Below are 23,464 nucleotides of genomic sequence, written 5' to 3' on the forward strand. Positions count from 1 at the left end.
TGAAAAAAAGTTGGAGTTTTTGATGTTCAATTTTGTTATGTGAGATAACACTTCGAATTTTGAAGCCGAGGTCAGAGGACTGAAAGCAAAATCCCACACCATCGACCGCTTGCCCCGAGTTCGTCGGGAGCGGCGGATTTCCAACAACGACATCAGGAGCCATGCCATGAGCCAACCGTCCTCGACCATCGTTTACACCCTCACCGACGAAGCGCCCCTGCTGGCGACGGCGTCGTTCCTGCCCATCATCCGCACCTTTGCCGCCCCTGCGGGCGTCAATGTGGCCACCAGCGACATCTCCGTCGCCGCCCGCATCCTGGCGCAGTTCCCCGAATACCTGACCGAAGAGCAGCGTGTGCCGGACTACCTGGGCGAGCTGGGCAAGCTGACGCTGCGCCCCGAGGCCAACATCATCAAGCTGCCCAACATCAGCGCCTCCGTGTCCCAGCTGGTGGCGGCCATCAAGGAGCTTCAGGCCAAAGGCTACAAGCTCCCCGACTACCCTGAAAACCCGAAGAACGACGAAGAAAAGGCCATCAAGGCGCGTTACGCCAAGTGCACCGGCTCGGCCGTGAACCCGGTGCTGCGCGAAGGCAACTCGGACCGCCGCGCCCCCCGTGCGGTGAAAGAGTTCGCCCGCAAGAACCCACACAGCATGGCCGAATGGAGCCAAGCTTCGCAATCGCACGTGTCTCACATGCACGCCGGCGACTTCTACCACGGTGAGAAGTCGATCACGCTGGACAAGGCACGCGACGTGAAGATGGAGCTGATCACCAAGAGCGGCAAGACCATCGTGCTCAAGCCCAAGGTTTCCCTGCTCGACCGCGAAGTCATCGACTCGATGTTCATGAGCAAGAAGGCCCTGCTGGCTTTCTACGAGAAGGAAATCGAGGATGCCCGCAAGACCGGCGTGATGTTCTCGCTGCACGTCAAGGCCACCATGATGAAAGTCTCGCACCCCATCGTGTTCGGCCACTGCGTGAAAATCTTCTACAAGGAAGCCTTCGAGAAGCACGGCGAGCTGTTCAAGGAGCTGGGCGTCAACGTCAACAACGGCATGGTCGATCTGTACAACAAGATCGCCAAGCTGCCGCAGTCCAAGCAGGACGAGATCAAGCGCGACCTGCATGCCTGCCATGAGCACCGTCCCGAGCTGGCCATGGTCGACTCGGCCAAGGGCATCACCAACTTCCACTCGCCCAATGACGTGATCGTCGACGCCTCGATGCCGGCCATGATCCGCAACGGCGGCAAGATGTGGGACGCGAACGGCCGCCTGAAGGACGTCAAGGCCGTGATGCCCGAGTCGACCTTCGCCCGCATCTACCAGGAGATGATCAACTTCTGCAAGTGGCATGGCGCTTTCGATCCCAAGACCATGGGCACGGTGCCCAACGTCGGCCTGATGGCCCAGCAGGCCGAGGAATACGGCTCGCACGACAAAACCTTCGAGATCCCCGAGGACGGCATCGCCAACATCACCGACCTGGAAACCGGCGAGGTGCTGCTGAGCCAGAACGTGGAAGAGGGCGACATCTGGCGCATGTGCCAGGTCAAGGATGCCGCGATCCGCGACTGGGTCAAACTGGCCGTCAACCGCGCCCGCAATTCCGGCATGCCGGTGGTGTTCTGGCTGGACGCGTACCGCCCGCACGAAGCCCAGCTGATCCGCAAGGTCAAGATGTACCTGCACGAGCACGACACCAACGGTCTGGACATCCAGATCATGAGCCAGGTGCGCGCGATGCGCTACACGCTGGAGCGCGTGATCCGCGGCCTGGACACCATCAGCGCCACCGGCAACATCCTGCGCGACTACCTGACCGACCTGTTCCCCATCATGGAACTGGGCACCTCGGCCAAGATGCTGTCCATCGTGCCGCTGATGGCCGGTGGTGGCATGTACGAAACGGGCGCCGGTGGTTCGGCACCCAAGCACGTGCAGCAGCTGGTGGAAGAGAACCACCTGCGCTGGGACTCGCTGGGTGAATTCCTGGCCTTGGCCGTGTCGCTGGAGGACCTGGGCCTGAAGACCGGCAACAGCAAAGCCAAGCTCCTGGCCAAGACCCTGGACAGTGCCACGGGCAAGCTGCTGGACAACAACAAGAACCCGTCCCCCAAGACCGGCCAGCTCGACAACCGGGGCAGCCAGTTCTACCTGGCGCTGTACTGGGCACAGGAACTGGCCGCGCAGACCGAGGATGCCGAAATGGCTGCCAAGTTTGCGCCGCTGGCCAAGCAGCTGGCGGACAACGAGCAGGCCATCGTCGCAGAACTGATCGAGGTCCAGGGCAAGCCGGTGGACATTGGCGGTTACTACAAGCCCGACTTCGACAAGCTCTCCACGGTGATGCGTCCGAGCAAGACGCTCAATGCTGCGCTGGAACTGGTGGCCTGATTCTGGTTTGGCCGTTACCCACCATCCAAAAAGCCCGCCTCACGGCGGGCTTTTTTATTGGCGTTGTGGTTCAGCGCCGTCCTTCGAAGGGCAGCCCGCCAAGACGAGACCCCGCCTGAATGCCGCGCTTGGCGAACCAGCCCTGGTGCATCTCCAGCACGTACCGCACCGGCTTGGCGGAACAGTGGGAGTCCAGCGTCCTGGGTTTCATGTCCGCCAGGTTGACGATGGTGCCGTCGTCGGCCACAAAGGCAGCGGTGAGGGGCAGCAGGGTGTTCTTCATCCAGAAGCACTGCCCCGCGGACTCCTCGAAAACGAACAGCATGCCTTCGTTGGCGGGCATCTCAGAACGGAACATGAGACCCGTCGCCCGCTGTTCAGGAGTGGAGGCCACCTGGGCGTGAATCAGGTGCATGCCCGCCTTCAGCGTGACCTTGGGCAGGTCGAGTTGCGGAGCAGTCTGCGACCAAGCAGGAGAGACGAACAGGGCCAGCAGGCCGAGGAGGGTGGTCCGGCGAATCATAGGGAGGTTCTCGTGTCGTGCAAGCGCGCATTGTGCGCGATCAGTCTTGTCAGGCGGAATAGAATTTCCGGCTGTCTGAGCCGATTCCGGCCTCAGAGTTGCCGCATCCATCATTCCACCGGAGATCGTTTTCCATGTATCAGCACATCAAGGTGCCGGCCCAGGGCCAGAAGATCACTGTCAATCAGGACATGTCGCTGAACGTGCCGGATGAGCCTATCGTTCCCTACATCGAAGGCGATGGCACCGGTCTGGACATCACACCGGTGATGCTCAAGGTGGTTGACGCGGCCGTGGAGAAAGCCTACGGCGGCAAGCGCAGGATCCACTGGATGGAGGTGTTCGCGGGCGAGAAGTCGACCAAGGTGTATGGCCCCGACGTCTGGCTGCCGGAAGAGACGCTGGCCGCGCTCAGGGAGTATGTGGTCTCGATCAAGGGCCCTCTGACCACGCCGGTTGGGGGCGGGATCCGTTCCCTGAACGTGGCACTGCGGCAGGAGTTGGACCTGTACGTGTGTCTGCGGCCGGTGCAGTACTTCAAAGGCGTGCCGTCGCCGCTGAAGGAGCCTGAGAAGACCAACATGGTGATCTTCCGAGAAAACTCGGAAGACATCTACGCCGGCATCGAATACGCCGCCCAGAGTGACAAGGCGAAGAAGCTGATCAAGTTCCTGCAGGACGAGATGGGCGTGACCAAAATCCGCTTCCCTGAAACCTCGGGCATCGGCATCAAGCCGGTGTCGATCGAGGGCACCGAGCGGCTGGTGCGCAAGGCGATCCAGTATGCGATCGACAACGACAAGCCCAGCGTGACCCTGGTCCACAAGGGCAACATCATGAAGTTCACCGAGGGCGGTTTCCGCGACTGGGGTTATGCCCTGGCCCAGAAGGAATTCGGCGCCGAGCCCATCGACGGAGGCCCGTGGTGCCAGTTCAAGAACCCCAAAACCGGCCGCAACATCGTGATCAAGGACTCGATTGCGGACGCCTTCCTGCAGCAGATCCTGCTGCGGCCGGCCGAATACTCGGTGATCGCCACGCTCAACCTCAATGGCGACTACGTCTCTGACGCCCTGGCGGCCCAGGTGGGCGGCATTGGCATCGCCCCGGGCGCCAACCTGTCCGACTCGGTGGCCTGCTTCGAAGCCACCCACGGCACCGCGCCGAAATACGCCGGCAAGGACTACGTAAATCCCGGATCCGAGATTCTGTCGGCTGAAATGATGTTGCGCCACATGGGCTGGACGGAGGCCGCCGACCTGATCATTTCGGCCATGGAGCAGGCCATTCTCTCCAAGAAGGTGACCTACGACTTCGCTCGGCTGATGGACGGGGCCACCCAGGTGTCCTGTTCCGGTTTCGGGCAGGTCATGATTGACCACATGTAGGTCCGGTCTTTCCCCCTCCGGGGAAAGGGCACAAAAGCCGCCAGGAATTGCCATTCCTTGGCGGTTTTTTCTTGGCATCCAGGCGGACAATGGCGCCATGGAAAGGGTCAGCAACAGAGACACCAGGCACCCGGCAGGCGCAGCCCGCCCGCCGGAACTTGCCTGGACATGTCCACAGCCCGACTTGCGAGTCAGCTGGCCGCTAGAATCATTTTCATGGCCACGCAGATACCGAAGAAACCCCCAGTTCCAGCCGCTCCGACAGGCGTCGGCAGCGATGACTCGGTGGTGCTTGAGCGGCGCACCCAGCGAACCAAGCCACCACAGATGTTTCAGGTCGTGTTGCTCAACGACGACTTCACGCCCATGGAGTTTGTCGTGCACGTGATCCAGGAGTTTTTCAGCAAGGACCGGGAGACGGCCACCCAGATCATGCTCAAGATCCACCTGGAGGGCAAAGGCATCTGCGGCATCTACACCCGGGACGTGGCCAGCACCAAGGTCGATCAGGTGCTGGCGGCATCCCGAGCCGCTGGTCACCCGCTGCAATGTCTGAGTGAACCGGTTGAATAAAGGCGGGTCTACCCCAACTGATGGTCTCTTCCCTGTAAACCTCTACCCGAACGCTTGCGTTTCAGATTCTCACCAGCCCAAAGGAAGCGTCCATGATTGCCCAGGAACTTGAAGTCAGCTTGCATATGGCCTTCGTTGAGGCTCGCCAGCAACGACACGAATTCATCACGGTTGAGCACCTGCTCTTGGCGCTGCTGGACAACCCCAGCGCGGCCGAGGTGCTGCGCGCCTGCTCGGCCAATATCGACGACCTGCGCAAGTCCCTGACGAACTTCATCAAGGACAACACCCCCCAGGTGGCCGGCACCGACGAAGTGGACACGCAGCCCACGCTGGGCTTCCAGCGGGTGATCCAGCGAGCGATCATGCATGTGCAATCCACCGGGAATGGCAAGAAAGAGGTGACCGGTGCGAACGTGCTGGTGGCCATCTTCGGCGAGAAGGATTCGCATGCCGTGTACTACCTGCACCAGCAAGGCGTGACGCGCCTGGACGTGGTGAATTTCATCGCCCACGGCATCCGCAAGAGCGATCCTCCCGAGTCGTCCAAGCCTGGCGAAAGTGCTGCGGACAATGAAGAGCAGGGTGCTGAGGCCAAGAGCAACGAAAAACAATCACCGCTGGAGCAGTTCACCCAAAACCTCAACCAGGCGGCCAAGGAAGGAAAGATCGACCCGCTGATCGGCCGCGAGTACGAGGTCGAGCGCACGATCCAGATCCTGTGCCGCCGCCGCAAGAACAACCCGCTGCTGGTCGGCGAGGCTGGCGTGGGGAAGACGGCGATCGCCGAAGGCCTGGCCTGGCGCATCACCCAGAACGATGTGCCCGATATCCTGGCCGAGGCCACGGTGTATTCGCTCGACATGGGCGCACTGCTGGCAGGCACCAAGTACCGGGGTGATTTCGAACAGCGCCTCAAGGCGGTCCTCAAATCATTGAAGGACAAGCCCAACGCCATTCTGTTCATCGACGAGATCCACACGCTCATCGGGGCCGGTGCGGCTTCGGGCGGGACGCTGGACGCCTCGAACCTGCTCAAACCGGCGCTGTCCAGCGGCCAGCTCAAGTGCATCGGCGCCACCACCTTCACCGAGTACCGCGGCATCTTCGAGAAGGACGCGGCGCTGTCCCGCCGCTTCCAGAAGGTGGATGTGGTCGAACCGACGGTGGAGCAGACGGTGGATATCCTGAAGGGGCTCAAGAGCCGTTTCGAGGAGCACCACAGCGTCAAGTACGCGGTGGCCGCCCTTCAGGCCGCCGCAGAGCTCTCGGCCAAGTACATCAACGACCGCCATCTGCCGGACAAGGCCATCGACGTGATCGACGAGGCCGGTGCGGCGCAGCGCATCCTCACGCCTTCCAAACGGAAGAAGACCATCGGCAAGGCTGAGATCGAGGAAATCGTGGCCAAGATCGCGCGCATTCCGCCTGCGAACGTGTCCAATGATGACCGAGGCAAGCTGCAGACCTTGGAGCGCGACCTCAAGAGCGTCGTGTTCGGCCAGGACAAGGCGCTGGAGGTGCTGGCCGCCAGCGTCAAGATGGCGCGCTCGGGGCTGGGCAAGGCCGACAAGCCGATCGGCGCCTTCCTGTTCAGCGGCCCCACCGGCGTCGGCAAGACCGAAGCCGCCAAGCAGCTGGCCTACATCATGGGCATCGACCTGATCCGCTTCGACATGTCGGAGTACATGGAGCGGCACGCGGTCAGCCGCCTGATCGGCGCGCCTCCGGGCTATGTCGGTTTCGACCAGGGCGGTCTGCTGACCGAGGCCATCACCAAGAAGCCGCATTGCGTGCTGCTGTTGGACGAGATCGAGAAGGCGCACCCCGACATCTTCAACGTGCTGCTGCAGGTGATGGACCATGGCACGCTGACGGACAACAACGGGCGCAAGGCCGACTTCCGCAACGTCATCATCATCATGACGACCAATGCGGGCGCCGAGACCATGAACAAGGCGACCATCGGCTTCACGAACCCGCGTGTGGCCGGCGACGAAATGGGCGATATCAAACGCCTGTTCACGCCAGAGTTCCGCAACCGGCTGGACGCCATCGTCAGCTTCAAGGCGCTGGATGAGCAGATCATCATGCGCGTGGTGGACAAGTTCCTGCTGCAGCTGGAAGGCCAACTGGCCGAGAAGAAAGTGGAGGTCACCTTCACCGACACGCTGCGCAAGCACCTGGCCAAGAAGGGTTTCGACCCGTTGATGGGGGCGCGTCCGATGCAGCGCCTGATCCAGGACACCATTCGCCGCGCGCTGGCCGACGAGCTGCTGTTCGGACGCCTGACCGAGGGCGGGCGCCTGACGGTGGACCTGGAGTCCAAGGTCGGCGAGGACGGCAAGGAAACGCAGGAGGTCAAACTCGACATCCAGCCGCTGCCCAAGAAGGAAGGCAAGGCCAAGCCCGAAGAGGCCACAGCGGGCTGATCGCCGCCGGCATGTTCAAAAAGAAACCCGGCAATGCCGGGTTTCTTTTTGGGCGCAGCGAGCCGAAGACCCGGCGATCACTGAGTCCGCCAGGCGAGCACGGCGTCCGCCCAGCGGTTGCCCAGCTTGGACTCCCCGCTGACATTGGGATGGACGCCGTCGTAGTTGTCGCCGGTGGAATACCCACTGGCCTGGTTGACCACCGCGATCGGCGATGTGGCGCTGGACCGGCCGGACGCGACGCCGTCGATCAGGCGGTTGAGGGCTGCGGTGCCGGAGGGGTCGGGTGCCGCCGGGATGATTTTGGCCAGCAGGATATGGGCGTCCGGCTTGCCTGCGCGGATCGCGTCGATGACGCCGCCGAGCTCGGCGGCGATGCCACTGGCCGACTGGCCTGCGAGCACGTCGTTGGTGCCCAGATGCACCAGAACGACATCGGGCTGTGCCTGGGCCACCAGCCCGCCCACCCGGGGCGCGAGCTCGTTGACCGAATAGTCCCAGTAGCCTTCGTGGTCCAGGTCGAAGTCGGCGTTGGGTGGGTTGACCGACCCGCTGTCGCGTGAGCCTCTGGACACGCCCGATTTGCTGCCGACCAGGTTGACCGAGCAGCCCGCGCCGTTCAGGCGCTGCCACAGCACCCGGCGGTAGCTGTTGTGGCCGGCTTCGCCCTCGGTGATGGAGTCGCCCAGAGGCATGATGCGCAACGGGCCGCCACTGAGGCCACAGCTGGCCACCTTCTCGGCCGAGCTGCCACCACCTCCGGCGTCGTCGCCACTGTCGCCGCCGCCGCAGGCGCTCAACAGGGCACTGAGGCCGACCAGGCAGGCATGAGCTAAAAAGCGCTGGGGCATATGTAAGGTCCTTGGCGAATGGTTTGAAGGTTCAGCGCTTGCCGCCGAGCAGACTGCCCAGCACGCCGCGCACGATCTGGCGACCGATGCCGCTGGCCACGCTGCGGGCGGCGGTCTTGGCCATGGTCTGGACGATGCCGTCGTACTGTCCACCGCGCGGGCCGGTCCGACCAAACAGCGCTTCGTTCAGCATGCCGCCGATGCCGCCGCTTTCCGCTTCGGCTTTCTTGCCTGCAGCGCCGGGGATGCGAGGGGTCTTGGGTGCATCTTGCGGTGCGGCGTCGGCATCGTCTGCGGCACCCGCATGCTTGCGGAACATCTCATAGGCGCTTTCGCGGTCCACCACCTTCTCGTACACGCCGGCCACCAGCGAACCCTGGAGCAGCGCTTTGCGCTGTTCGGGGGTGATGGGCCCGAGCTGGCTGCCCGGGGGCAGCACGAACACGCGCTCCGTCTCGCTCGGGCGTCCTTTGCTGTCGAGCAGGCTGACCAGCGCCTCGCCCACCGCCAGCTCGGTGATGGCGGCTTCGATGTCCAGTCCGGCTTTTGGGCGCATGGTCTCGGCGGTCGCCTTGACGGCCTTCTGGTCGCGCGGGGTGAAGGCGCGCAGCGCGTGCTGCACGCGGTTGCCCAACTGCCCGAGCACGGAATCCGGGATGTCCAGCGGGTTCTGCGTCACGAAATACACGCCGACGCCTTTGGAACGCACCAGGCGCACCACCAGTTCGATGCGCTCGACCAGGATCTTGGGCGCTTCGTCGAACAGCAGGTGGGCTTCGTCGAAGAAGAACACCAGCTTGGGTTTCTCGGGGTCGCCGATCTCGGGCAGGCTCTCGAACAGCTCCGACAGCATCCACAGCAGGAAGGTGGCGTACAGGCGCGGCGCGTTCAGCAGCTTGTCGGCGGTCAGCACGTTGATCACGCCCTTGCCACCCACGGTCTGCATGAAGTCGCTGATGTCGAGCATGGGCTCGCCAAAGAACTTGTCGCCGCCTTGCTGCTCGATCTGCAGCAAGCCGCGCTGGATGGCGCCGATGCTGGCGGCGCTGATGTTGCCGTACTCGGTGGTGAACTGCTTGGCGTTGTCTCCCACATGCTGGAGCATGGCGCGCAGGTCTTTCATGTCCAGCAGCAGCAGGCCGTTGTCGTCCGCGATCTTGAACACCAGGTTGAGAACGCCGGCCTGGGTTTCGTTGAGGTCCAGCATGCGCGAGAGCAGCAGTGGGCCCATGTCGGACACGGTGGCCCGCACCGGATGGCCCTGCTCGCCGAACACGTCCCACAGCGTGGTGGGGCAGGCTTGCGGTGGGGTGGGGGTGAGGCCCCGGTCGGCCAGGATCTTGCGGACTTTGTCGGGCAGGTTGCCGGTCTGGCTGATGCCGGTGAGGTCGCCCTTGACGTCGGCCATGAACACCGGCACGCCGATGTTGGAGAACTGTTCGGCCAGGGTCTGCAGTGTCACCGTCTTGCCGGTACCGGTGGCGCCGGTGATCAGCCCGTGGCGGTTGGCCAGACCGGGCAGCAGGTGGCACTGTGTACTGGCGTTCTGGGCGATCAGCATCGGTTCGGCCATGTCGGGCATCCTTGCAGAGAGAGGAGAGGGTGGGTCGTAAAATCGAGAGTTATTACACCAAATTCTGGTCAGAAAAAAGGACTCTCTCGTGGCTGGACACAGCAAATGGGCCAACATTCAACACCGCAAGGGCCGGCAGGATGAGAAGCGGGGAAAGATCTGGACGCGCGTGATCCGAGAGATCACGGTCGCAGCCCGCACGGGCGGTGGCGACCCGGCCATGAACCCGCGCCTGCGGCTGGCGATTGACAAGGCCAAGGCGGCCAACATGCCGGCCGACCGCATCAAGTACAACGTCGACAAGGCTTCGGGCAACCTCGAAGGCCAGGCGCTGGAAGAGATCCGCTACGAGGGCTACGGCATCGGTGGCGCCGCCATCATCGTCGACACCATGACCGACAACAAGGTGCGCACCGTGGCCGAGATCCGCCACGCGTTCAGCAAGTACGGTGGCAACCTGGGCACCGAAGGTTCGGTGGCCTTTCAGTTCAAGCACTGCGGTCAGATCATCTTTGCGCCCGGCACGAGCGAAGACAAGGTCATGGAAGTGGCGCTGGAAGCCGGGGCTGAAGACGTGATCACCGACGACGATGGCGCCATCGAGGTGCTGACCGCCTACACCGACTTCGAAGCGGTGAAGAACGCGCTGGAAGCGGCTGGCCTCAAGCCCGAAGTGGCCGAGGTGACCATGCGGCCCGAAAACACCATCGAGCTGACCGGCGACGACGCCGCCCGCATGCAGAAGCTGCTGGATGTCATCGAAGACCTGGACGATGTGCAGGACGTGTTCCACAACGCCGAGATCAACGAATGAAAGTCCTGGTGATTGGCGGCGGTGGCCGCGAGCACGCGCTGGCGTGGAAGCTCAAGCAGTCTGAAGGCGTGGAGCAGGTGTTTGTCGCACCGGGCAATGCGGGCACCGCGCGCGATGTGCAGCTGACGAACCTGCCCATCACCGACAAGGTGGCGCTGCGCGAATGGGCGCAGGCCAACGGCATCGGCCTGACCGTGGTCGGCCCCGAGGCGCCGCTGGCGGCCGGTGTGGTGGACGAGTTCCGTGCCCATGGTCTGGCCATCTTCGGTCCGACGCAGAAGGCCGCGCAACTCGAAAGCTCCAAGGCCTTCAGCAAGGCCTTCATGCAGCGCCATGGCATTCCCACGGCCGAGTACCAGACCTTCACCGACGCGGCGCAGGCCCATGCCTATGTGGACGCCAAGGGCGCGCCCATCGTGATCAAGGCCGACGGGCTGGCAGCGGGCAAGGGCGTGGTGGTGGCGATGTCGCTGGTCGAAGCGCACGAGGCCATCGACTTCATGCTGCTGGACAACAAGTTGGGCGTGGCGCACAACGAAGGCGGCGCTCGTGTGGTGATTGAGGAGTTCCTCGAAGGCGAAGAGGCCAGCTTCATCGTGCTGTGCGACGGAGTGAACGCGCTGGCGCTGGCCACCAGCCAGGACCACAAGCGCCTGCTGGACGCCGACCAGGGTCCGAACACCGGCGGTATGGGCGCCTATTCGCCTGCGCCGGTGGTGACGCCCGCGGTGCACCAGCGCGCCATGGACGAGGTGATCCTGCCCACGCTGCGTGGGATGGCGGCCGACGGCATTCCTTACACCGGTTTCCTGTACGCCGGCCTGATGATCACGCCCGATGGCCGTGTGAAGACGCTCGAATTCAACTGCCGCATGGGCGACCCGGAGACCCAGCCGATCATGATGCGGCTGCGTTCCAACCTGGCCCAGGTGCTGCTCTCGGCCACCCGCGCCGAGCTGGACCAGGTGACGCTGGACTGGGACCCGCGCGTGGCGCTGGGCGTGGTGCTGGCCGCCGCCGGTTACCCCATGAACCCGCGCAAGGGCGACGCCATCAGTGGCCTGCCAGCCGACGAGGCCGACCGCATGGTGTTTCACGCCGGAACGGCCGATGCCAACGGTCAGGTGGTGGTCTCGGGCGGCCGCGTGCTGTGCGTGACGGCGCTGGCCGACACGGTGGCCGCCGCGCAGCAGAAGGCCTACGGCGTGGTCGATGGCATCCGCTTCGACGGCATGCAGTGCCGCCGCGACATCGGTTATCGGGCGCTCTGACCATGAAAAATCCCACCCAGAGGGTCCGCGACTACCTCGTCAACCTCCAGGACCGCATCACGTCCACCATTGCCGTGGTGGATGGCGGGAGCTTCGTCGTGGACCACTGGAAAAAGCCGGCGGGCGAGCGCCTGCAGGGCAGCGGGATCACGCAGATCCTCGAAAACGGCCCGGTGTTTGAGCGGGCGGGGTGCGGGTTCTCCCATGTCACAGGGCTCGCCTTGCCGCCATCGGCCACCCAGCACCGGCCGGAACTCTCGGGGGCGCCTTTCGAGGCCGTGGGCGTCTCGCTGGTGTTTCACCCGCGCAACCCCATGGTGCCGACGGTCCACATGAACGTGCGCATGATCGCTGCCACGCCGAAGGGCGGGCAGCCGGTGTGCTGGTTCGGCGGTGGCATGGACCTGACGCCGTACTACGGTTTCGAGGAAGACGCCGAACACTTCCACCGCACCTGCAAGGCCGCGCTGGACCCGTTTGGCGTTGACAAGTACCCCCGCTTCAAAAAGTGGTGCGACGAATACTTCTACCTGAAGCACCGCGACGAACAGCGCGGCATCGGTGGCGTGTTCTTCGACGACTTCTCGGAGCTGGGCTTCGAGGGCAGTTTCGCCATGATGCGATCGGTGGGCGATGCGTTCCTGGACGCTTACCTGCCCATCGTGGACCGTCGCAAGACGCTTCCTTCTGGTGAGCGTGAGCGGGAGTTCCAGCTCTACCGCCGTGGCCGCTATGTGGAGTTCAACCTGGTCTGGGACCGTGGCACCCACTTCGGCTTGCAATCTGGCGGGCGCAGCGAGTCCATCCTGTTGTCCATGCCCCCCCTGGTGAGCTGGTCCTACCAGCGCCAGGAAGCGCCCGGCTCCCACGAGGCACGGCTCTACAGCGACTTCCTGGTGCGCAAGGACTGGGTTTGATGTCTTCTGGGCGGTCGAACGACCGGACGGTGCCCGTACGAAGGGTCGGCCTGTTCGGCGGCGCATTCGATCCGCCGCACCGTGCGCACCGACTGTTGGTGGAGTCTGCGCTGGATGTGCTGCGGCTCGACCGCCTGCACATCCTGCCCACCGGGCGTGCCTGGCACAAGGCGCGCGCGCTCAGCCCGGCGGAGCACCGGCTGGCCATGTGTGAGCTGGCCTTTGGCGACCTGGGGCGCGTGTGCGTGGACCGCCGCGAAATCGATCGCCCGGGCGACTCGTACACCATCGACACCCTGAACGAACTGGCGCGTGAATATCCGGGTGCCGAGCTGTTCCTGATCATCGGCGAAGACCAGCTGGCCGCATTCAGGACCTGGAAGCGCTGGCCAGAGGTGCTTGACCTGGCGCGGCTGGTGGTGGCGGGACGTCCCGGCTTCCCGTCTCCTGCGACCCGCGTATCTGGTGATGCCAGCGACGACCCGCCCGTGCCCCACCTTCGGCTTCCGTTGCCGCTTTTGCCCATCAGCTCCACCGCCCTCCGCTCGATGGCGTCTGCCGGCGCGGCGCCCCAGGAACTGGCCGCGCTGGTGCCCGAAGCCGTCGCCGGCTATATTTCCACCCATTCCCTTTACCAACAGCCTTCATGACCAGCGAAACCACCGCCAAAAAAGACATCCAGAAACTCCAGCGTGCCATCGTCGACGGTCTGGAGGACGTCAAGGGCCAGGACATCGTGGTCTTCAATACCGAAACGCTGTCCCCGCTGTTCGAACGCGTGATCATCGCCAGCGGCACCTCCAACCGGCAGACCAAGGCGCTTGCGTCCAGCGTTCGCGACGCTGTGCGGGAGGCCGGCTTCGACAAACCCCGCATCGAGGGCGAGGACAACGGTGAGTGGATCATCATCGACTGCGGTCAGGCGGTCGCCCATGTGATGCAACCGGTGATCCGGCAGTACTACCGCCTCGAAGAGATCTGGGGCCAGAAGCCGGTACGACTCAAGAGTGCTGCCGAGAAGGCCGCCGAGGCGCGCGCGGCCGCCAAGCCGGCGAGCAAGACCACCCGCAAGGGCGTCGAGAAAGAGGTCAAGCCGGTGGACGCCAAGTCCGTGGCCCGCAAGCAGGCCAAGGCGGCCGCTGCTGCGGCGGCACCCGCGAAAGCGCCAGCCAAGAAGGCCACAGCCAAGACTGCAGCCGTCAAGACACCCGCGGCCAAGGCGACACGCAAGACCGCTGGCTCGGCCAAGACGGCCCAACCCAAAGCGGTGCTGCCCAAGCTGGTCGTGAACAAGCCCAAGCCGGCGGCGAAAAAACCCGCCGCCGCGAAAAAGGCCGCGCCCAAGAAGAAGGCATGAAGCTGGTGATCGTCGCAGTCGGGCAGCGCATGCCCGACTGGGCCCAGACCGCCTACGACGACTACGCCAAGCGCTTTCCGCCCGAGCTCCGGGTGGAACTCAAAACCGTCAAGACCGAGCCGCGCGGCGCCAAGACGGTGGAAACCGTTATGGCCGCCGAACGCGAGCGCATCGTGGCCGCGCTGCCCAAGGGCTGTCGCGTGGTGGTGCTCGACGAACGAGGTGCGCAGCTGACCACCAAGGCGCTGGCCCAGCAGCTCAAGGCCTGGCAGCTCGGTGGCGACGATGTGGCGCTGGTGATCGGTGGGCCGGACGGTCTCGAACCGGCGTTTCGGGAGGCGGCCCACCAGCGCATCCGCCTGTCGGACATGACGCTGCCCCACGCCATGGTCCGGGTGCTGCTGATCGAGCAGCTCTATCGCGCATGGTCGATCAACGCCAACCACCCTTACCACCGGGAATGATCCGCCGTGAGTGACTTCATCTACCTGGCTTCCCAGAGCCCCCGCCGCAAGCAGTTGCTTGAACAGTGGGGTGTGCGCTGCGAGCTGCTGTTGCCCGATGCCGACGAGGATGTCGAGGCCCTGGAGGCGGTGAAACCCGGCGAGGCGCCTGCCGCCTACGTGCAGCGGGTCACCGCTCTGAAGCTGGAGGCGTCCGTTGACCGGCTTCGGCGCAGGGGATGGCTGCTGGCGCCGGTGCTGTGCGCAGACACCACCGTGACGCTCGGGCGCCGCATTCTGGGCAAGCCTGCCGACGCCGCCGAGGCCCGGCGCATGCTGTCCGATCTGTCCGGCCGTCGCCATCGCGTGCTGACGGCGGTGGCGGTGGCGCGACCCGGGGTCCGGGGTCCGGGCCGCCAGTGGGCGGCGCTGTCCACCTCGCAGGTCGAGTTCGACCCGTGGAGCGGCGCGGACATCCGGCGCTACGTGGACAGCGGCGAGCCCATGGGCAAGGCTGGTGCCTATGCCATCCAGGGCGCGGCGGCCCTGCACATCCGGCACATCAGCGGCAGTTACTCGGGCATCATGGGTTTGCCGGCCCATGAAACCGCGCAACTCCTGCGGTCTGCGGGCGTGCGGCTGGCCTGCTGAACCCTGAACACAATCACGAGGCATCGATGAGCCAGGACATCCTGATCAACTGGGCACCCCAGGAAACCCGCGTGGCGGTGGTGGAGCAGGGCGCGGTGCAGGAAGTGCACCTCGAACGCACGCTGGAGCGCGGCCTCGTGGGGAACATCTACCTGGGCAAGGTGTCTCGCGTGCTGCCGGGCATGCAATCGGCCTTCATCGACATTGGCCTGGACCGTGCGGCCTTCCTGCACGTCGCTGACCTGATGCCCAACATCAACGCCAAGCACGCGGCGCCGCGCGAGCGTGCCGCCGCCCAGCCGGGGTCCGAGGCCCCCAACGGCGGCGCCAACCGCGTGCTGACCCCTGACCCGGTGCAACCGATCGAGCGGCAGATCTTTGAAGGACAGGCGCTGATGGTCCAGGTCCTGAAGGACCCGATTGGCACCAAGGGCGCGCGCCTGACCGCTCAGATCAGCATCGCGGGCCGGCTGCTGGTGTTTCTGCCGCAGGACAACCACATCGGCGTGTCGCAGAAGATTCCCTCGGCTCAGCGCGAGTCGCTGCGCCAGCGCCTGCTGACGCTCACGGCCATGCCCGATGGCAGCGCGGCCGGTGGCTTCATCCTGCGCACCAACGCCGAGGACGCCAGCGACGAAGAACTGGGCGAAGACATCGCCTACCTGCGCAAGACCTGGCAACGCATCAAGGATGCGGCTTCGCGCCAGCCTGCGGCCACCGTGCTGCATGTGGACCTCAACCTGATGCAGCGGGTGTTGCGCGACCTGGTGGGCGCGCAGACCCACTCGATCCGTATCGATTCCCGCGAGCAGTTCGGGCTGCTGCACTCCTTCGCTGCGGAGTTCATGCCCGATACCGCCAGCAAGCTGCAGCTCTACACCGGCGAGCGACCGATCTTCGACCTGTTCAACATCGACGAGGAAATAACGCGCGCGCTCAGTCGTCGGGTCGACCTCAAGTCTGGTGGTTATCTGGTGATCGACCAGACCGAAGCGCTGACCACGGTCGACGTGAACACGGGCGGGTTCGTCGGGGCCCGCAATTTCGATGACACCGTCTTCCGCACCAACCTGGAAGCCGCGCAGGCCATTGCGCGGCAACTGCGGCTGCGCAATCTGGGCGGCATCGTCATTGTGGATTTCATCGACATGGTGCGCGAAGACCACCGTGACGCCGTGCTGACCGAGTTCCGCAAGCAGTTGTCGCGGGACCGCGTCAAGACCATGACCGGCGGCTTTTCGCAGCTCGGTCTGGTGGAGATGACCCGCAAGCGCACCCGCGAGTCCCTGGCCCACATGCTCAGCGAACCGTGCCCGTCCTGCGATGGCAAGGGTGTGGTGAAAACCGCGCGCAGCGTGTGCTACGACATCCTGCGCGAAATCCTGCGCGAGGCGCGTGCCTTCAGCCCACGCGAGTTCCGGGTGGTGGCTTCACCCCGGGTGATCGAGCTTTTTCTGGACGAGGAGGGGCAGCACCTGGCGGGTCTTTCGGACTTCATCGGCAAGCCCATCTCTCTGCAGGCCGAGAGCTCGATGACCCAGGAGCAGTACGACATCGTCCTGCTCTGAGTCCAGGTTCACGCCGCCTCGGGCTCCGGCGAGAAGCCCTGGGCGTGCAGACGTGCGTAGAGGCCGCCCGCGCGCAGCAGCACCTGGTGGGTGCCTTGCTCCTCGATGCGGCCGTTGGCCAGCACGACCACGCGGTCGGCGTGCTCGATGGTCGAGAGCCGGTGGGCGATCACCAGCGTCGTGCGGCCTTTCATGAGGCGGGCCAGCGCTTCCTGCACCAGCCGCTCGGACTCGTTGTCCAGCGCCGAGGTGGCTTCGTCGAGGATCAGGACCGGCGCATCCTTGTAGATCGCCCGGGCAATCGCCAGGCGCTGGCGCTGTCCGCCCGACAGCTCGGCGGCGTTGTGTCCGACGCTGCTGTGGATGCCCCTCGGAAGCCTTGCAACCAGTTCGCCCAGGTTGGCCGAATGCAGGGCGGCGAGCACCTTCTCCTCGTCGATGGCACCTTCCGCGGCCCCCAGCGCCACGTTGGCGGCGAGCGTGTCGTTGAGCATGATCACGTCCTGGCTGACCATCGCGAACTGCCTGCGCAGGCAGTGCAGGTCCCAATCCGTCAGGACCACACCGTCGAGCAGCACGTCGCCGTGCAGCACCTCGACAAAACGGGGCAGCAGGTTGGCGAGGGTTGTCTTGCCGGAGCCGGACGGGCCGACCAGCGCCAGGACCTCGCCGGGCTGCACCTGCAGCGACACGCCGCACAGCGCCGTGCGGTTGACCTCGTCGTCGCTGGTGTTTTCGTCGTCCCGCGACGGGTAACGCACCCAGACGTCCTTCAGCTCGATGGCGCCCTGGACGCGCTCGGCCTGGTGGGTGCCGCTGGACTGTTCGGGTGTGTCCTCGATCAGCTCCAGTCCGCGCTCCAGGGCCGCCAGGCCCCTGGTGATGGGGCCGGCGATCTCGGCCAGGTGCCGGATAGGCGCCACCAGCATCAGCATGGCCGTGACGAAGGCCACAAAATTGCCGACAGTGACGCCGCTGCGGCTGCTCTGCCACAAGGCCACCGCGATCACCGCAGACAGCGCCACCGCCGCCAGCATCTGCGTCAAGGGTGTCATTGCGGCCTGCGCGATGGTCGACTTCAGTGCCAGCCGCCGCAGGCGCACGCTCAGCGACTCGAAGCGCTCGGACTGACGCTCCTGCGCGCCGTGCAGACGGACCATGCGGTGGGCGAGGGCATTCTCCTCGACCACATAGGCCAGCTCGTCGGTGGCTTGTTGGCTGGATTTGGTGAGGCTGTAGAGGCGGCGCGAGAGCACCCGCATCACCACCACCAGCGCCGGGAACAGGAAGAGCACGATGAGGGTGAGCTTCCAGTTCAGATACATGAGATAGCCCAACAACGCCAGCAGTGTGAGGCTGTCCTTGGCCAGGGTCAGCAGTGCGTTGACCAGCAGGGTTGAGCCTGTCTGCACTTCGTAGACCAGTGTGTTGGAGAGCTTGCTGGCGCTCTGGCGGGCGAACAGCGTCAGCTGCGCGTCGTTGAGCTTGGCAAACATGGCGCGTCGAAGATTGAGCAGGCCCAGGCTGGCGGTGTAGGACAGTGCGTACTGCGCGAGGAAGCCGGCCAGCCCGCGGATGCCGAACAGTCCCACCAGAGCCACAGGGACCATCCAGAGGTCGATGTTTCCTTCAGAGAAGCCACTGTCCAGCAGCGTCTTGAGTAGCGCGGGAATCATCGGCTCGGTGAGTGCTCCGATGATGGTGCAGATCACCGCCAGCACGATGCCCGCCGACGCCGAGCGGAAGTAAGGCCAGAACCTCACCAGGCGCTCACGGATGGTGGCGGAGGGTGGTGCAGCAGGGGTGGAAGGCGAGGTCAAGGCGGCGGTCGGTGGTTCGTGAGGCTCGGCGAGAGGGCTCCGGGCCCGGGTGCAGCAAGGATATGGCACATCTTGTCACGGTCGGGGAATGCGCTTCCGGTATTATCCGACGGCAGCGCTTTCTGTCGCTGACACCAACACCCGACGCATGCTGGATTTGAATCGACCCGAATGGCTGCCCACGCGGCGGCATCTGTTGTCCCAAGCCGCCGTCCTCCCGCTGGCGGCACTTCCCCTCCAAAACGCTCTGGCGCAGTTTCGCGTCGAAGTCTCCGGCGCTGGTGTGACCCAGATTCCGATTTCTGGCGTGGCTTTCCGCGACAACGGTCTGGCCAATCAGGACATGATCGCGATTGTCCGGGCCGACCTCGAGCGCAGTGGGCAGTTCAAGTTCATCGAGCCGCTGCCGGTCCGTCTGGACGAGACCTCGAGACCCGATCTGGCTGCCTGGCGCGAGAAAGGCACGGACGCTCTGCTGACCGGCAGCGTGTCCAAGCTTGCCGATGGACGCTTCGACATCCGCTTCCGGCTCTGGGATTCGGTTCGCGGACAGGACCTTGGAGGGCTCAGCTACCCGGTCAACGCCAGCGATCTGCGTTACGCGGCGCACCGTATCGCCGACTACGTGTACGAGAAGCTCACGGGTGAAAAAGGGGTGTTCGCCACCCGCATCGCGTACGTGACCAAGAACGGTCCGCGCTACACCCTGCTGGTGGCCGACTCCGATGGTGAAAACGCGAAGGCCACACTGAGCAGTCCTGAACCGATCATTTCCCCGAGCTGGGCGCCCGGTGGTGGGCAACTGGCCTATGTGTCGTTCGAATCGCGCAAACCCGTCATCTACTCGCACGATGTAGCCACCGGAAAAAGGCGCCTGCTGGCCAACTTCCGCGGCTCCAACAGTGCGCCCTCCTGGTCGCCGGATGGTCGCCAGGTCGTGGCCACACTGTCTCTCTCGGGCAATGCGCAGGTGTATGCCATGGACGCCAATGGCGGCCAGCCGCGCCGGCTGACCCAGTCGGGCAGCATCGACACCGAGCCAGTGTTCAGTGCCGATGGTCGCTCGATCTTCTTCGTGAGCGACCGTGGTGGCTCGCCCCAGATCTACCGCATGGGTGCCGGCGGCGAAAACCCTCAGCGCCTGACCTTCACCGGCAACTACAACATCTCTCCGGCACCCAGCCCGGACGGGCGCTGGCTGGCTTTCATCTCCCGCGTGGGCGGGGCATTCCGCCTGCACGTCATGGAGCTGTCCAGTGGCAATGTCACTGCGCTGAGCGATGCGAGCGCAGACGAAAGCCCCAGTTTTGCACCCAACAGCCGACTCATCGTGTACGCCACCCGTGATCGAGGCCAAGAGGCTCTGATGACGTCGACCGTCGACGGTCGTGTCAAGACGCGGCTGACCGGTGCCCAGGGCGACATCCGAGAGCCCGAGTGGGGTCCGTTCGTCCGCTGACCCCTGCCGCTTTGGTGCCTTGCCTCTTTTCAAAACCAACCAACCCGATTCAGAAAGGGACCTGTCAATGAACAACACCTCGACCCCGGCTGCGCAACGCAAAACTTCCCAATGGGCCTCCCGGCTCGGCGCCTTGATCCTGGTGGCATCGCTCGCGGCCTGCGGCTCCAGCGTGAAGCTGGATGAAGCGCCGGTCGAAGACCGCAACACCACCACTGGCCAGGCCGGTCAGGATGGCACCGGTTCCGGCGTCGATCCGCGTGGCGTCACCGGGGTGCAGGTTCCTGGCATGGACTCTGAGCAGCCTGCTGCGCTCTCCCGCATCGTCTATTTCGACTACGACAGCTTCGAGATTCGTGCCGAATACACCGCGGCTCTGGAAGCCAACGCCCGCTATCTCAAGGCCAACCCGAACCGCAAGGTGGCGCTAGAAGGTCATACCGACGAGCGCGGTGGCCGTGAGTACAACCTGGCGCTGGGCCAGAAGCGCGCAGAGGCCGTTCGCCGTTCGCTGGCGCTGCTGGGTGTGAGCGAGTCCCAGATGGAGCCGGTGAGCTTCGGGGAAGAGAAGCCCGCCGCGATGGGCATGGACGAGACGTCCTATGCCAAGAATCGCCGCGTGGAAATGACCTACCGCTGACATGACCGTGCGCACATCTGCTGTCCTGTCTGTTCGAGTCGCAGCTGCCATGGCGCTGGTTGGCGCTTGCCTGTGGCCGCTGCAGGCCCATGCCTTGTTCGACGACGATGAGGCGCGCAAGGCGATCCTGGACCTTCGGCAGAAATTTGACGCTTACAAGCTGGAAATCGATGCAAAGCTCAATCGCATGGCAGCAGAGTCGCGCGATGCGGGCTCGGCCGGCCAGCGGAGCCTGCTGGAGCTCTCCAACCAGAACGAACAGCTCAGGTCTGAGATTGCCCGTCTGCGTGGCCAGAACGAGCAACTGGCTCGCGAGGTGTCCGAGCTGCAGCGCTTGCAGAAGGATGTCCAGGCGGGTGTTGATGCGCGTCTGAAACAGGTTGAGCCCAGCAAGGTGTCGGTCGACGGCGCGGAGTTCTCTGCGTCACCAGAGGAGCAGCGCGAATACGACGCAGCCATGGAACTGCTGCGCAAGTCGGACTTCGCCGGAGCCGCCTCCGCCTACTCGGCCTTCCTGCGGCGTTTCCCCGGCAGTGGTTACATCCCTTCTGCCCTGTACTGGCAGGGCAATGCCTTGTACGCCACCCGTGCCTACAAGGAGTCGATTGACAGCCACCGGCGTCTGGTGAGTCAGTACCCGACCCACATGCGCACCCCTGAAGCCATGCTCGCGATGGCCAACAGCCAGGTTGAACTCAAGGACAGCAAGTCGGCCAAGCGCACGCTGGAGACCCTGGTCCGGACCTATCCCCAGTCCGAAGCAGCTGCAGCGGGCCGCGAGCGTCTGTCGCGTCTGCGCTGATCCTGCCAGAAGCCTCCACCCCGCCTGGGGTGGAGGGCCGCTTCTACAATCGCCGGATGGACCTCGCCGGCATTCAAACTCTTCAAACCACTGTTCTCTGGGCCGCATTCGCGGCCTCTTGTCTTTTCGGCTTCATCGCCCAGCGGACGCAGTTCTGCACCATGGGGGCGGTGAGCGACATCGTCAACATGGGGTCCTGGACCCGCATGCGGATGTGGGGCATGGCGGTGGGTGTGGCCATGATCGGCTTCTACGGCATGGGCTGGCTGGGCTGGATCGACACCGGCAAGACCATCTACAGCTCCGGGCGCATCATCTGGCTGTCCGCGCTCGTGGGCGGCCTGCTGTTCGGCTTCGGCATGGTGCTGGCCTCCGGCTGCGGCAGCAAGACGCTGGTGCGCATCGGAGCGGGCAGCCTGAAGTCGCTGGTGGTGTTCTTCGTCATGGGCTTTTTTGCGTTCGCCACCCTGCGCGGAGTTTTTGCCGTGCTGCGCGTGAATACGGTTGACAAGGTCGCCGTGGACATTGCTGCTGGCGGGAGTGTGCCCATGTGGTTGACGCAGTTTTTCGGTTTTGCTCCCGACGTGTCCGGTCTGGTTGCCGCGCTGCTGGTGGGGGGCGCGCTGATGTTCTGGGCGCTGCTAGGGAAGGACTTCCGCACGCCGGACGGATTGCTGGCCGGTGTCGGGCTGGGCGCGGTGATCGCATGGATGTGGTGGATCAGTGGCCACCTTGGCTTTGTGCCAGAGCATCCCGAGACGCTGGAATCGGTGTATCTCGCGACAAACAGCGGGCGCATGGAATCGCTGACCTTCACGGCGCCGATGGCCTACCTGCTGGATTGGCTCATTTTCTACAGTGACACCTCCAAGGTGCTGACACTGGGCGTGGTGACGGTGGTCGGCGTGGTCGTTGGCTCGTTCGTTCAGTCGCTGCTGTCTCGCAGCTTTCGCTGGGAGGGATTTCGCGACACCCAGGACACGGCGTTGCACCTTGCTGGAGCCGCCTGCATGGGTGTGGGCGGCGTGACCGCCATGGGTTGCACGGTCGGCCAGGGACTGTCGGGTCTGTCCACGCTGAGCCTGACCAGTGCCATTGCAGTGACCGGCATCATGATCGGGGCTGTACTGGGCTTCCGTTTCCAGATCTGGCTGCTTGAACGCGAATGAACGCAGATTTCGACAGGCGCTTCGGCGGCATGCGCCGCCTCTACGGCGTTCAGGGCGCACAAGCGGTGTTTGACGCGCATGTGATGGTGGTGGGCATTGGAGGGGTGGGGTCCTGGGCCGTGGAAGGCCTCGCGCGCAGCGGCGTGGGGCGCCTGACGCTGGTCGACATGGACCATGTGGCCGAGTCCAATATCAATAGACAGATCCATGCGCTGACCGACACCTTGGGCATGGCCAAGGTCGCGGCCATGCGCGAGCGGATTGCGCAGATCAACCCTGCATGCGTGGTCGAGACAGTCGACGACTTCGTGACGGAGGAAAACTGGCCTGTGCTCGGCGCTAGGCTGCTGGAGCATGCAGGACCGGTCGCAGTCATCGATGCCTGTGATCAGGTGCGTGCCAAAACGGCCATGGCGGCGTGGGCCATGGCGTGCGGGGCCAACTTTGTGTCCGTGGGCGCAGCGGGGGGCAAACGCAAGCCGCAGGCCGTCGAGGTTGGAGACTTGGCCGAGGTCACCCACGACCCGCTGCTAGCCCAGTTGCGGTACAGGCTGCGCAGGGCACACGGCGCGCCACGCACCCGTCGCATGGGTGTGAGCTGTGTGTTCAGCCGCGAGGCCGTGGCGCCGCCCGATGCGTCGTGCAATCTTTCGTCATCCGATGGATCGCTCAACTGCCATGGTTACGGGTCGGTGGTCAGCGTGACGGCAAGCTTCGGGCTGTGTTCGGCGGGGAGCGTGCTCAACGCTCTCGCAGATTGCGCATCAAACAAACTGGGCATGCTTTCGAAACGGCCTGAAATGACGCTATAA

At 64.5% G+C, this 23,464-nt stretch carries 21 protein-coding genes; 17 read left to right on the forward strand and 4 right to left on the reverse strand.

All coding sequences use genetic code 11. From position 1 onward, the window contains the following. Window positions 1-166 precede the first annotated feature (166 nt). Entirely contained in the window at window positions 167-2,401 is a 2,235-nt protein-coding gene (locus tag BC358_RS10705) for an NADP-dependent isocitrate dehydrogenase (protein WP_066151034.1), read from the forward strand. Window positions 2,402-2,471: 70 nt separating this feature from the next. Here the strand turns inward: BC358_RS10705 and BC358_RS10710 are convergent, their stop codons facing one another. Beyond that, window positions 2,472-2,924 (reverse strand): DUF192 domain-containing protein, encoded by a 453-nt coding sequence (locus BC358_RS10710; protein WP_066151031.1) that lies wholly within the window; start codon window positions 2,922-2,924, stop codon window positions 2,472-2,474. A gap of 134 nt (window positions 2,925-3,058) precedes the next feature. Between BC358_RS10710 and icd the strand changes: the two genes are divergently transcribed. The 3 genes from icd (at window position 3,059) to clpA (ending at window position 7,317) form a co-directional block, all read left to right on the forward strand. Next, on the forward strand, window positions 3,059-4,312 hold the full coding sequence (gene icd / locus BC358_RS10715) for an NADP-dependent isocitrate dehydrogenase (RefSeq protein WP_066151028.1): 1,254 nt from the start codon (window positions 3,059-3,061) through the stop codon (window positions 4,310-4,312). Window positions 4,313-4,528: 216 nt separating this feature from the next. Then, window positions 4,529-4,885: an ATP-dependent Clp protease adapter ClpS gene (gene clpS, locus BC358_RS10720; RefSeq protein ID WP_133156860.1), complete on the forward strand. Its 357-nt coding sequence runs from the start codon at window positions 4,529-4,531 to the stop codon at window positions 4,883-4,885. Between the two features lie 92 nt (window positions 4,886-4,977). Then, window positions 4,978-7,317 (forward strand): ATP-dependent Clp protease ATP-binding subunit ClpA, encoded by a 2,340-nt coding sequence (gene clpA / locus BC358_RS10725; RefSeq protein ID WP_066151025.1) that lies wholly within the window; start codon window positions 4,978-4,980, stop codon window positions 7,315-7,317. 77 nt (window positions 7,318-7,394) lie between these two features. Here the strand turns inward: clpA and BC358_RS10730 are convergent, their stop codons facing one another. Then, on the reverse strand, window positions 7,395-8,168 hold the full coding sequence (locus BC358_RS10730; protein WP_079365794.1) for an SGNH/GDSL hydrolase family protein: 774 nt from the start codon (window positions 8,166-8,168) through the stop codon (window positions 7,395-7,397). A 31-nt stretch (window positions 8,169-8,199) separates the two neighbouring features. Then, on the reverse strand, window positions 8,200-9,741 hold the full coding sequence (locus tag BC358_RS10735) for a helicase HerA-like C-terminal domain-containing protein (RefSeq protein ID WP_066151774.1): 1,542 nt from the start codon (window positions 9,739-9,741) through the stop codon (window positions 8,200-8,202). 88 nt (window positions 9,742-9,829) lie between these two features. Between BC358_RS10735 and BC358_RS10740 the strand changes: the two genes are divergently transcribed. The 8 genes from BC358_RS10740 to rng are packed head-to-tail and all read left to right on the forward strand — an operon-like array spanning window position 9,830 to window position 16,762. After that, window positions 9,830-10,555: a YebC/PmpR family DNA-binding transcriptional regulator gene (locus BC358_RS10740; RefSeq protein WP_066151019.1), complete on the forward strand. Its 726-nt coding sequence runs from the start codon at window positions 9,830-9,832 to the stop codon at window positions 10,553-10,555. After that, on the forward strand, window positions 10,552-11,826 hold the full coding sequence (gene purD, locus BC358_RS10745) for a phosphoribosylamine--glycine ligase (protein WP_066151016.1): 1,275 nt from the start codon (window positions 10,552-10,554) through the stop codon (window positions 11,824-11,826). The genes BC358_RS10740 and purD overlap by 4 nt, the downstream gene beginning before the upstream one ends. A 2-nt stretch (window positions 11,827-11,828) precedes the next feature. Next, window positions 11,829-12,743 carry an oxygen-dependent coproporphyrinogen oxidase gene (gene hemF, locus BC358_RS10750; RefSeq protein ID WP_079365795.1) on the forward strand — a complete coding sequence of 305 codons (915 nt, stop codon included), beginning with the start codon at window positions 11,829-11,831 and terminating at the stop codon, window positions 12,741-12,743. After that, window positions 12,743-13,393, forward strand: a complete 651-nt coding sequence (gene nadD, locus BC358_RS10755) for a nicotinate (nicotinamide) nucleotide adenylyltransferase (RefSeq protein WP_079365796.1) — start codon at window positions 12,743-12,745, stop codon at window positions 13,391-13,393. Before hemF ends, nadD begins: the two co-directional genes overlap by 1 nt. Next, window positions 13,390-14,100, forward strand: a complete 711-nt coding sequence (gene rsfS, locus BC358_RS10760) for a ribosome silencing factor (RefSeq protein ID WP_079365797.1) — start codon at window positions 13,390-13,392, stop codon at window positions 14,098-14,100. Before nadD ends, rsfS begins: the two co-directional genes overlap by 4 nt. Then, the gene (gene rlmH / locus BC358_RS10765; protein WP_079365798.1) at window positions 14,097-14,564 is read left to right on the forward strand and encodes a 23S rRNA (pseudouridine(1915)-N(3))-methyltransferase RlmH; all 468 of its coding nucleotides are present in this window, start codon (window positions 14,097-14,099) and stop codon (window positions 14,562-14,564) included. Before rsfS ends, rlmH begins: the two co-directional genes overlap by 4 nt. A 6-nt stretch (window positions 14,565-14,570) precedes the next feature. Further along, window positions 14,571-15,194, forward strand: coding sequence for a nucleoside triphosphate pyrophosphatase (locus tag BC358_RS10770; RefSeq protein ID WP_079365799.1), 624 nt, complete (start codon window positions 14,571-14,573; stop codon window positions 15,192-15,194). Between the two features lie 26 nt (window positions 15,195-15,220). After that, complete coding sequence (gene rng, locus BC358_RS10775) at window positions 15,221-16,762, forward strand: ribonuclease G (RefSeq protein WP_079365800.1); 1,542 nt, start codon at window positions 15,221-15,223, stop codon at window positions 16,760-16,762. An 8-nt stretch (window positions 16,763-16,770) separates the two neighbouring features. On the opposite strand, the gene msbA is transcribed toward rng, so the two are convergent. After that, window positions 16,771-18,582 (reverse strand): lipid A export permease/ATP-binding protein MsbA, encoded by a 1,812-nt coding sequence (gene msbA, locus BC358_RS10780; RefSeq protein ID WP_079365801.1) that lies wholly within the window; start codon window positions 18,580-18,582, stop codon window positions 16,771-16,773. 148 nt (window positions 18,583-18,730) lie between these two features. Here msbA and tolB point away from each other — a divergent pair, with 148 nt between their 5' ends. From tolB to BC358_RS10805, 5 genes are all read left to right on the forward strand, one after another. Beyond that, a complete protein-coding gene (tolB, locus tag BC358_RS10785; protein WP_143434266.1) occupies window positions 18,731-20,041 on the forward strand; it encodes a Tol-Pal system beta propeller repeat protein TolB in 1,311 nt (436 codons plus the stop codon). A gap of 67 nt (window positions 20,042-20,108) precedes the next feature. Further along, on the forward strand, window positions 20,109-20,681 hold the full coding sequence (pal, locus tag BC358_RS10790; RefSeq protein WP_079365802.1) for a peptidoglycan-associated lipoprotein Pal: 573 nt from the start codon (window positions 20,109-20,111) through the stop codon (window positions 20,679-20,681). A 49-nt stretch (window positions 20,682-20,730) separates the two neighbouring features. Then, window positions 20,731-21,483, forward strand: coding sequence for a tol-pal system protein YbgF (gene ybgF / locus BC358_RS10795; protein ID WP_241559549.1), 753 nt, complete (start codon window positions 20,731-20,733; stop codon window positions 21,481-21,483). Window positions 21,484-21,539: 56 nt separating this feature from the next. Further along, window positions 21,540-22,652: a YeeE/YedE family protein gene (locus BC358_RS10800; RefSeq protein WP_066150989.1), complete on the forward strand. Its 1,113-nt coding sequence runs from the start codon at window positions 21,540-21,542 to the stop codon at window positions 22,650-22,652. Further along, entirely contained in the window at window positions 22,649-23,464 is an 816-nt protein-coding gene (locus tag BC358_RS10805) for a ThiF family adenylyltransferase (protein ID WP_066150986.1), read from the forward strand. Before BC358_RS10800 ends, BC358_RS10805 begins: the two co-directional genes overlap by 4 nt.

Origin of the sequence: Hydrogenophaga sp. H7 (genome assembly GCF_002025745.1) — a bacterium.
GTDB classification, from domain to species: Bacteria; Pseudomonadota; Gammaproteobacteria; order Burkholderiales; family Burkholderiaceae_C; genus Hydrogenophaga; species Hydrogenophaga pseudoflava.

Bases quoted from the DNA above. Each gene is read 5' to 3' on its own strand.
- BC358_RS10705 (WP_066151034.1), top strand. From the start codon at position 167: ATGAGCCAACCGTCCTCGACCATCGTTTACACCCTCACCGACGAAGCG.
- BC358_RS10710 (WP_066151031.1), bottom strand. From the start codon at position 2,924: ATGATTCGCCGGACCACCCTCCTCGGCCTGCTGGCCCTGTTCGTCTCT.
- icd (WP_066151028.1), top strand. From the start codon at position 3,059: ATGTATCAGCACATCAAGGTGCCGGCCCAGGGCCAGAAGATCACTGTC.
- clpS (WP_133156860.1), top strand. From the start codon at position 4,529: ATGGCCACGCAGATACCGAAGAAACCCCCAGTTCCAGCCGCTCCGACA.
- clpA (WP_066151025.1), top strand. From the start codon at position 4,978: ATGATTGCCCAGGAACTTGAAGTCAGCTTGCATATGGCCTTCGTTGAG.
- BC358_RS10730 (WP_079365794.1), bottom strand. From the start codon at position 8,168: ATGCCCCAGCGCTTTTTAGCTCATGCCTGCCTGGTCGGCCTCAGTGCC.
- BC358_RS10735 (WP_066151774.1), bottom strand. From the start codon at position 9,741: ATGGCCGAACCGATGCTGATCGCCCAGAACGCCAGTACACAGTGCCAC.
- purD (WP_066151016.1), top strand. From the start codon at position 10,552: ATGAAAGTCCTGGTGATTGGCGGCGGTGGCCGCGAGCACGCGCTGGCG.
- hemF (WP_079365795.1), top strand. From the start codon at position 11,829: ATGAAAAATCCCACCCAGAGGGTCCGCGACTACCTCGTCAACCTCCAG.
- nadD (WP_079365796.1), top strand. From the start codon at position 12,743: ATGTCTTCTGGGCGGTCGAACGACCGGACGGTGCCCGTACGAAGGGTC.
- rsfS (WP_079365797.1), top strand. From the start codon at position 13,390: ATGACCAGCGAAACCACCGCCAAAAAAGACATCCAGAAACTCCAGCGT.
- rlmH (WP_079365798.1), top strand. From the start codon at position 14,097: ATGAAGCTGGTGATCGTCGCAGTCGGGCAGCGCATGCCCGACTGGGCC.
- rng (WP_079365800.1), top strand. From the start codon at position 15,221: ATGAGCCAGGACATCCTGATCAACTGGGCACCCCAGGAAACCCGCGTG.
- tolB (WP_143434266.1), top strand. From the start codon at position 18,731: ATGCTGGATTTGAATCGACCCGAATGGCTGCCCACGCGGCGGCATCTG.
- pal (WP_079365802.1), top strand. From the start codon at position 20,109: ATGAACAACACCTCGACCCCGGCTGCGCAACGCAAAACTTCCCAATGG.
- ybgF (WP_241559549.1), top strand. From the start codon at position 20,731: ATGGCGCTGGTTGGCGCTTGCCTGTGGCCGCTGCAGGCCCATGCCTTG.
- BC358_RS10800 (WP_066150989.1), top strand. From the start codon at position 21,540: ATGGACCTCGCCGGCATTCAAACTCTTCAAACCACTGTTCTCTGGGCC.
- BC358_RS10805 (WP_066150986.1), top strand. From the start codon at position 22,649: ATGAACGCAGATTTCGACAGGCGCTTCGGCGGCATGCGCCGCCTCTAC.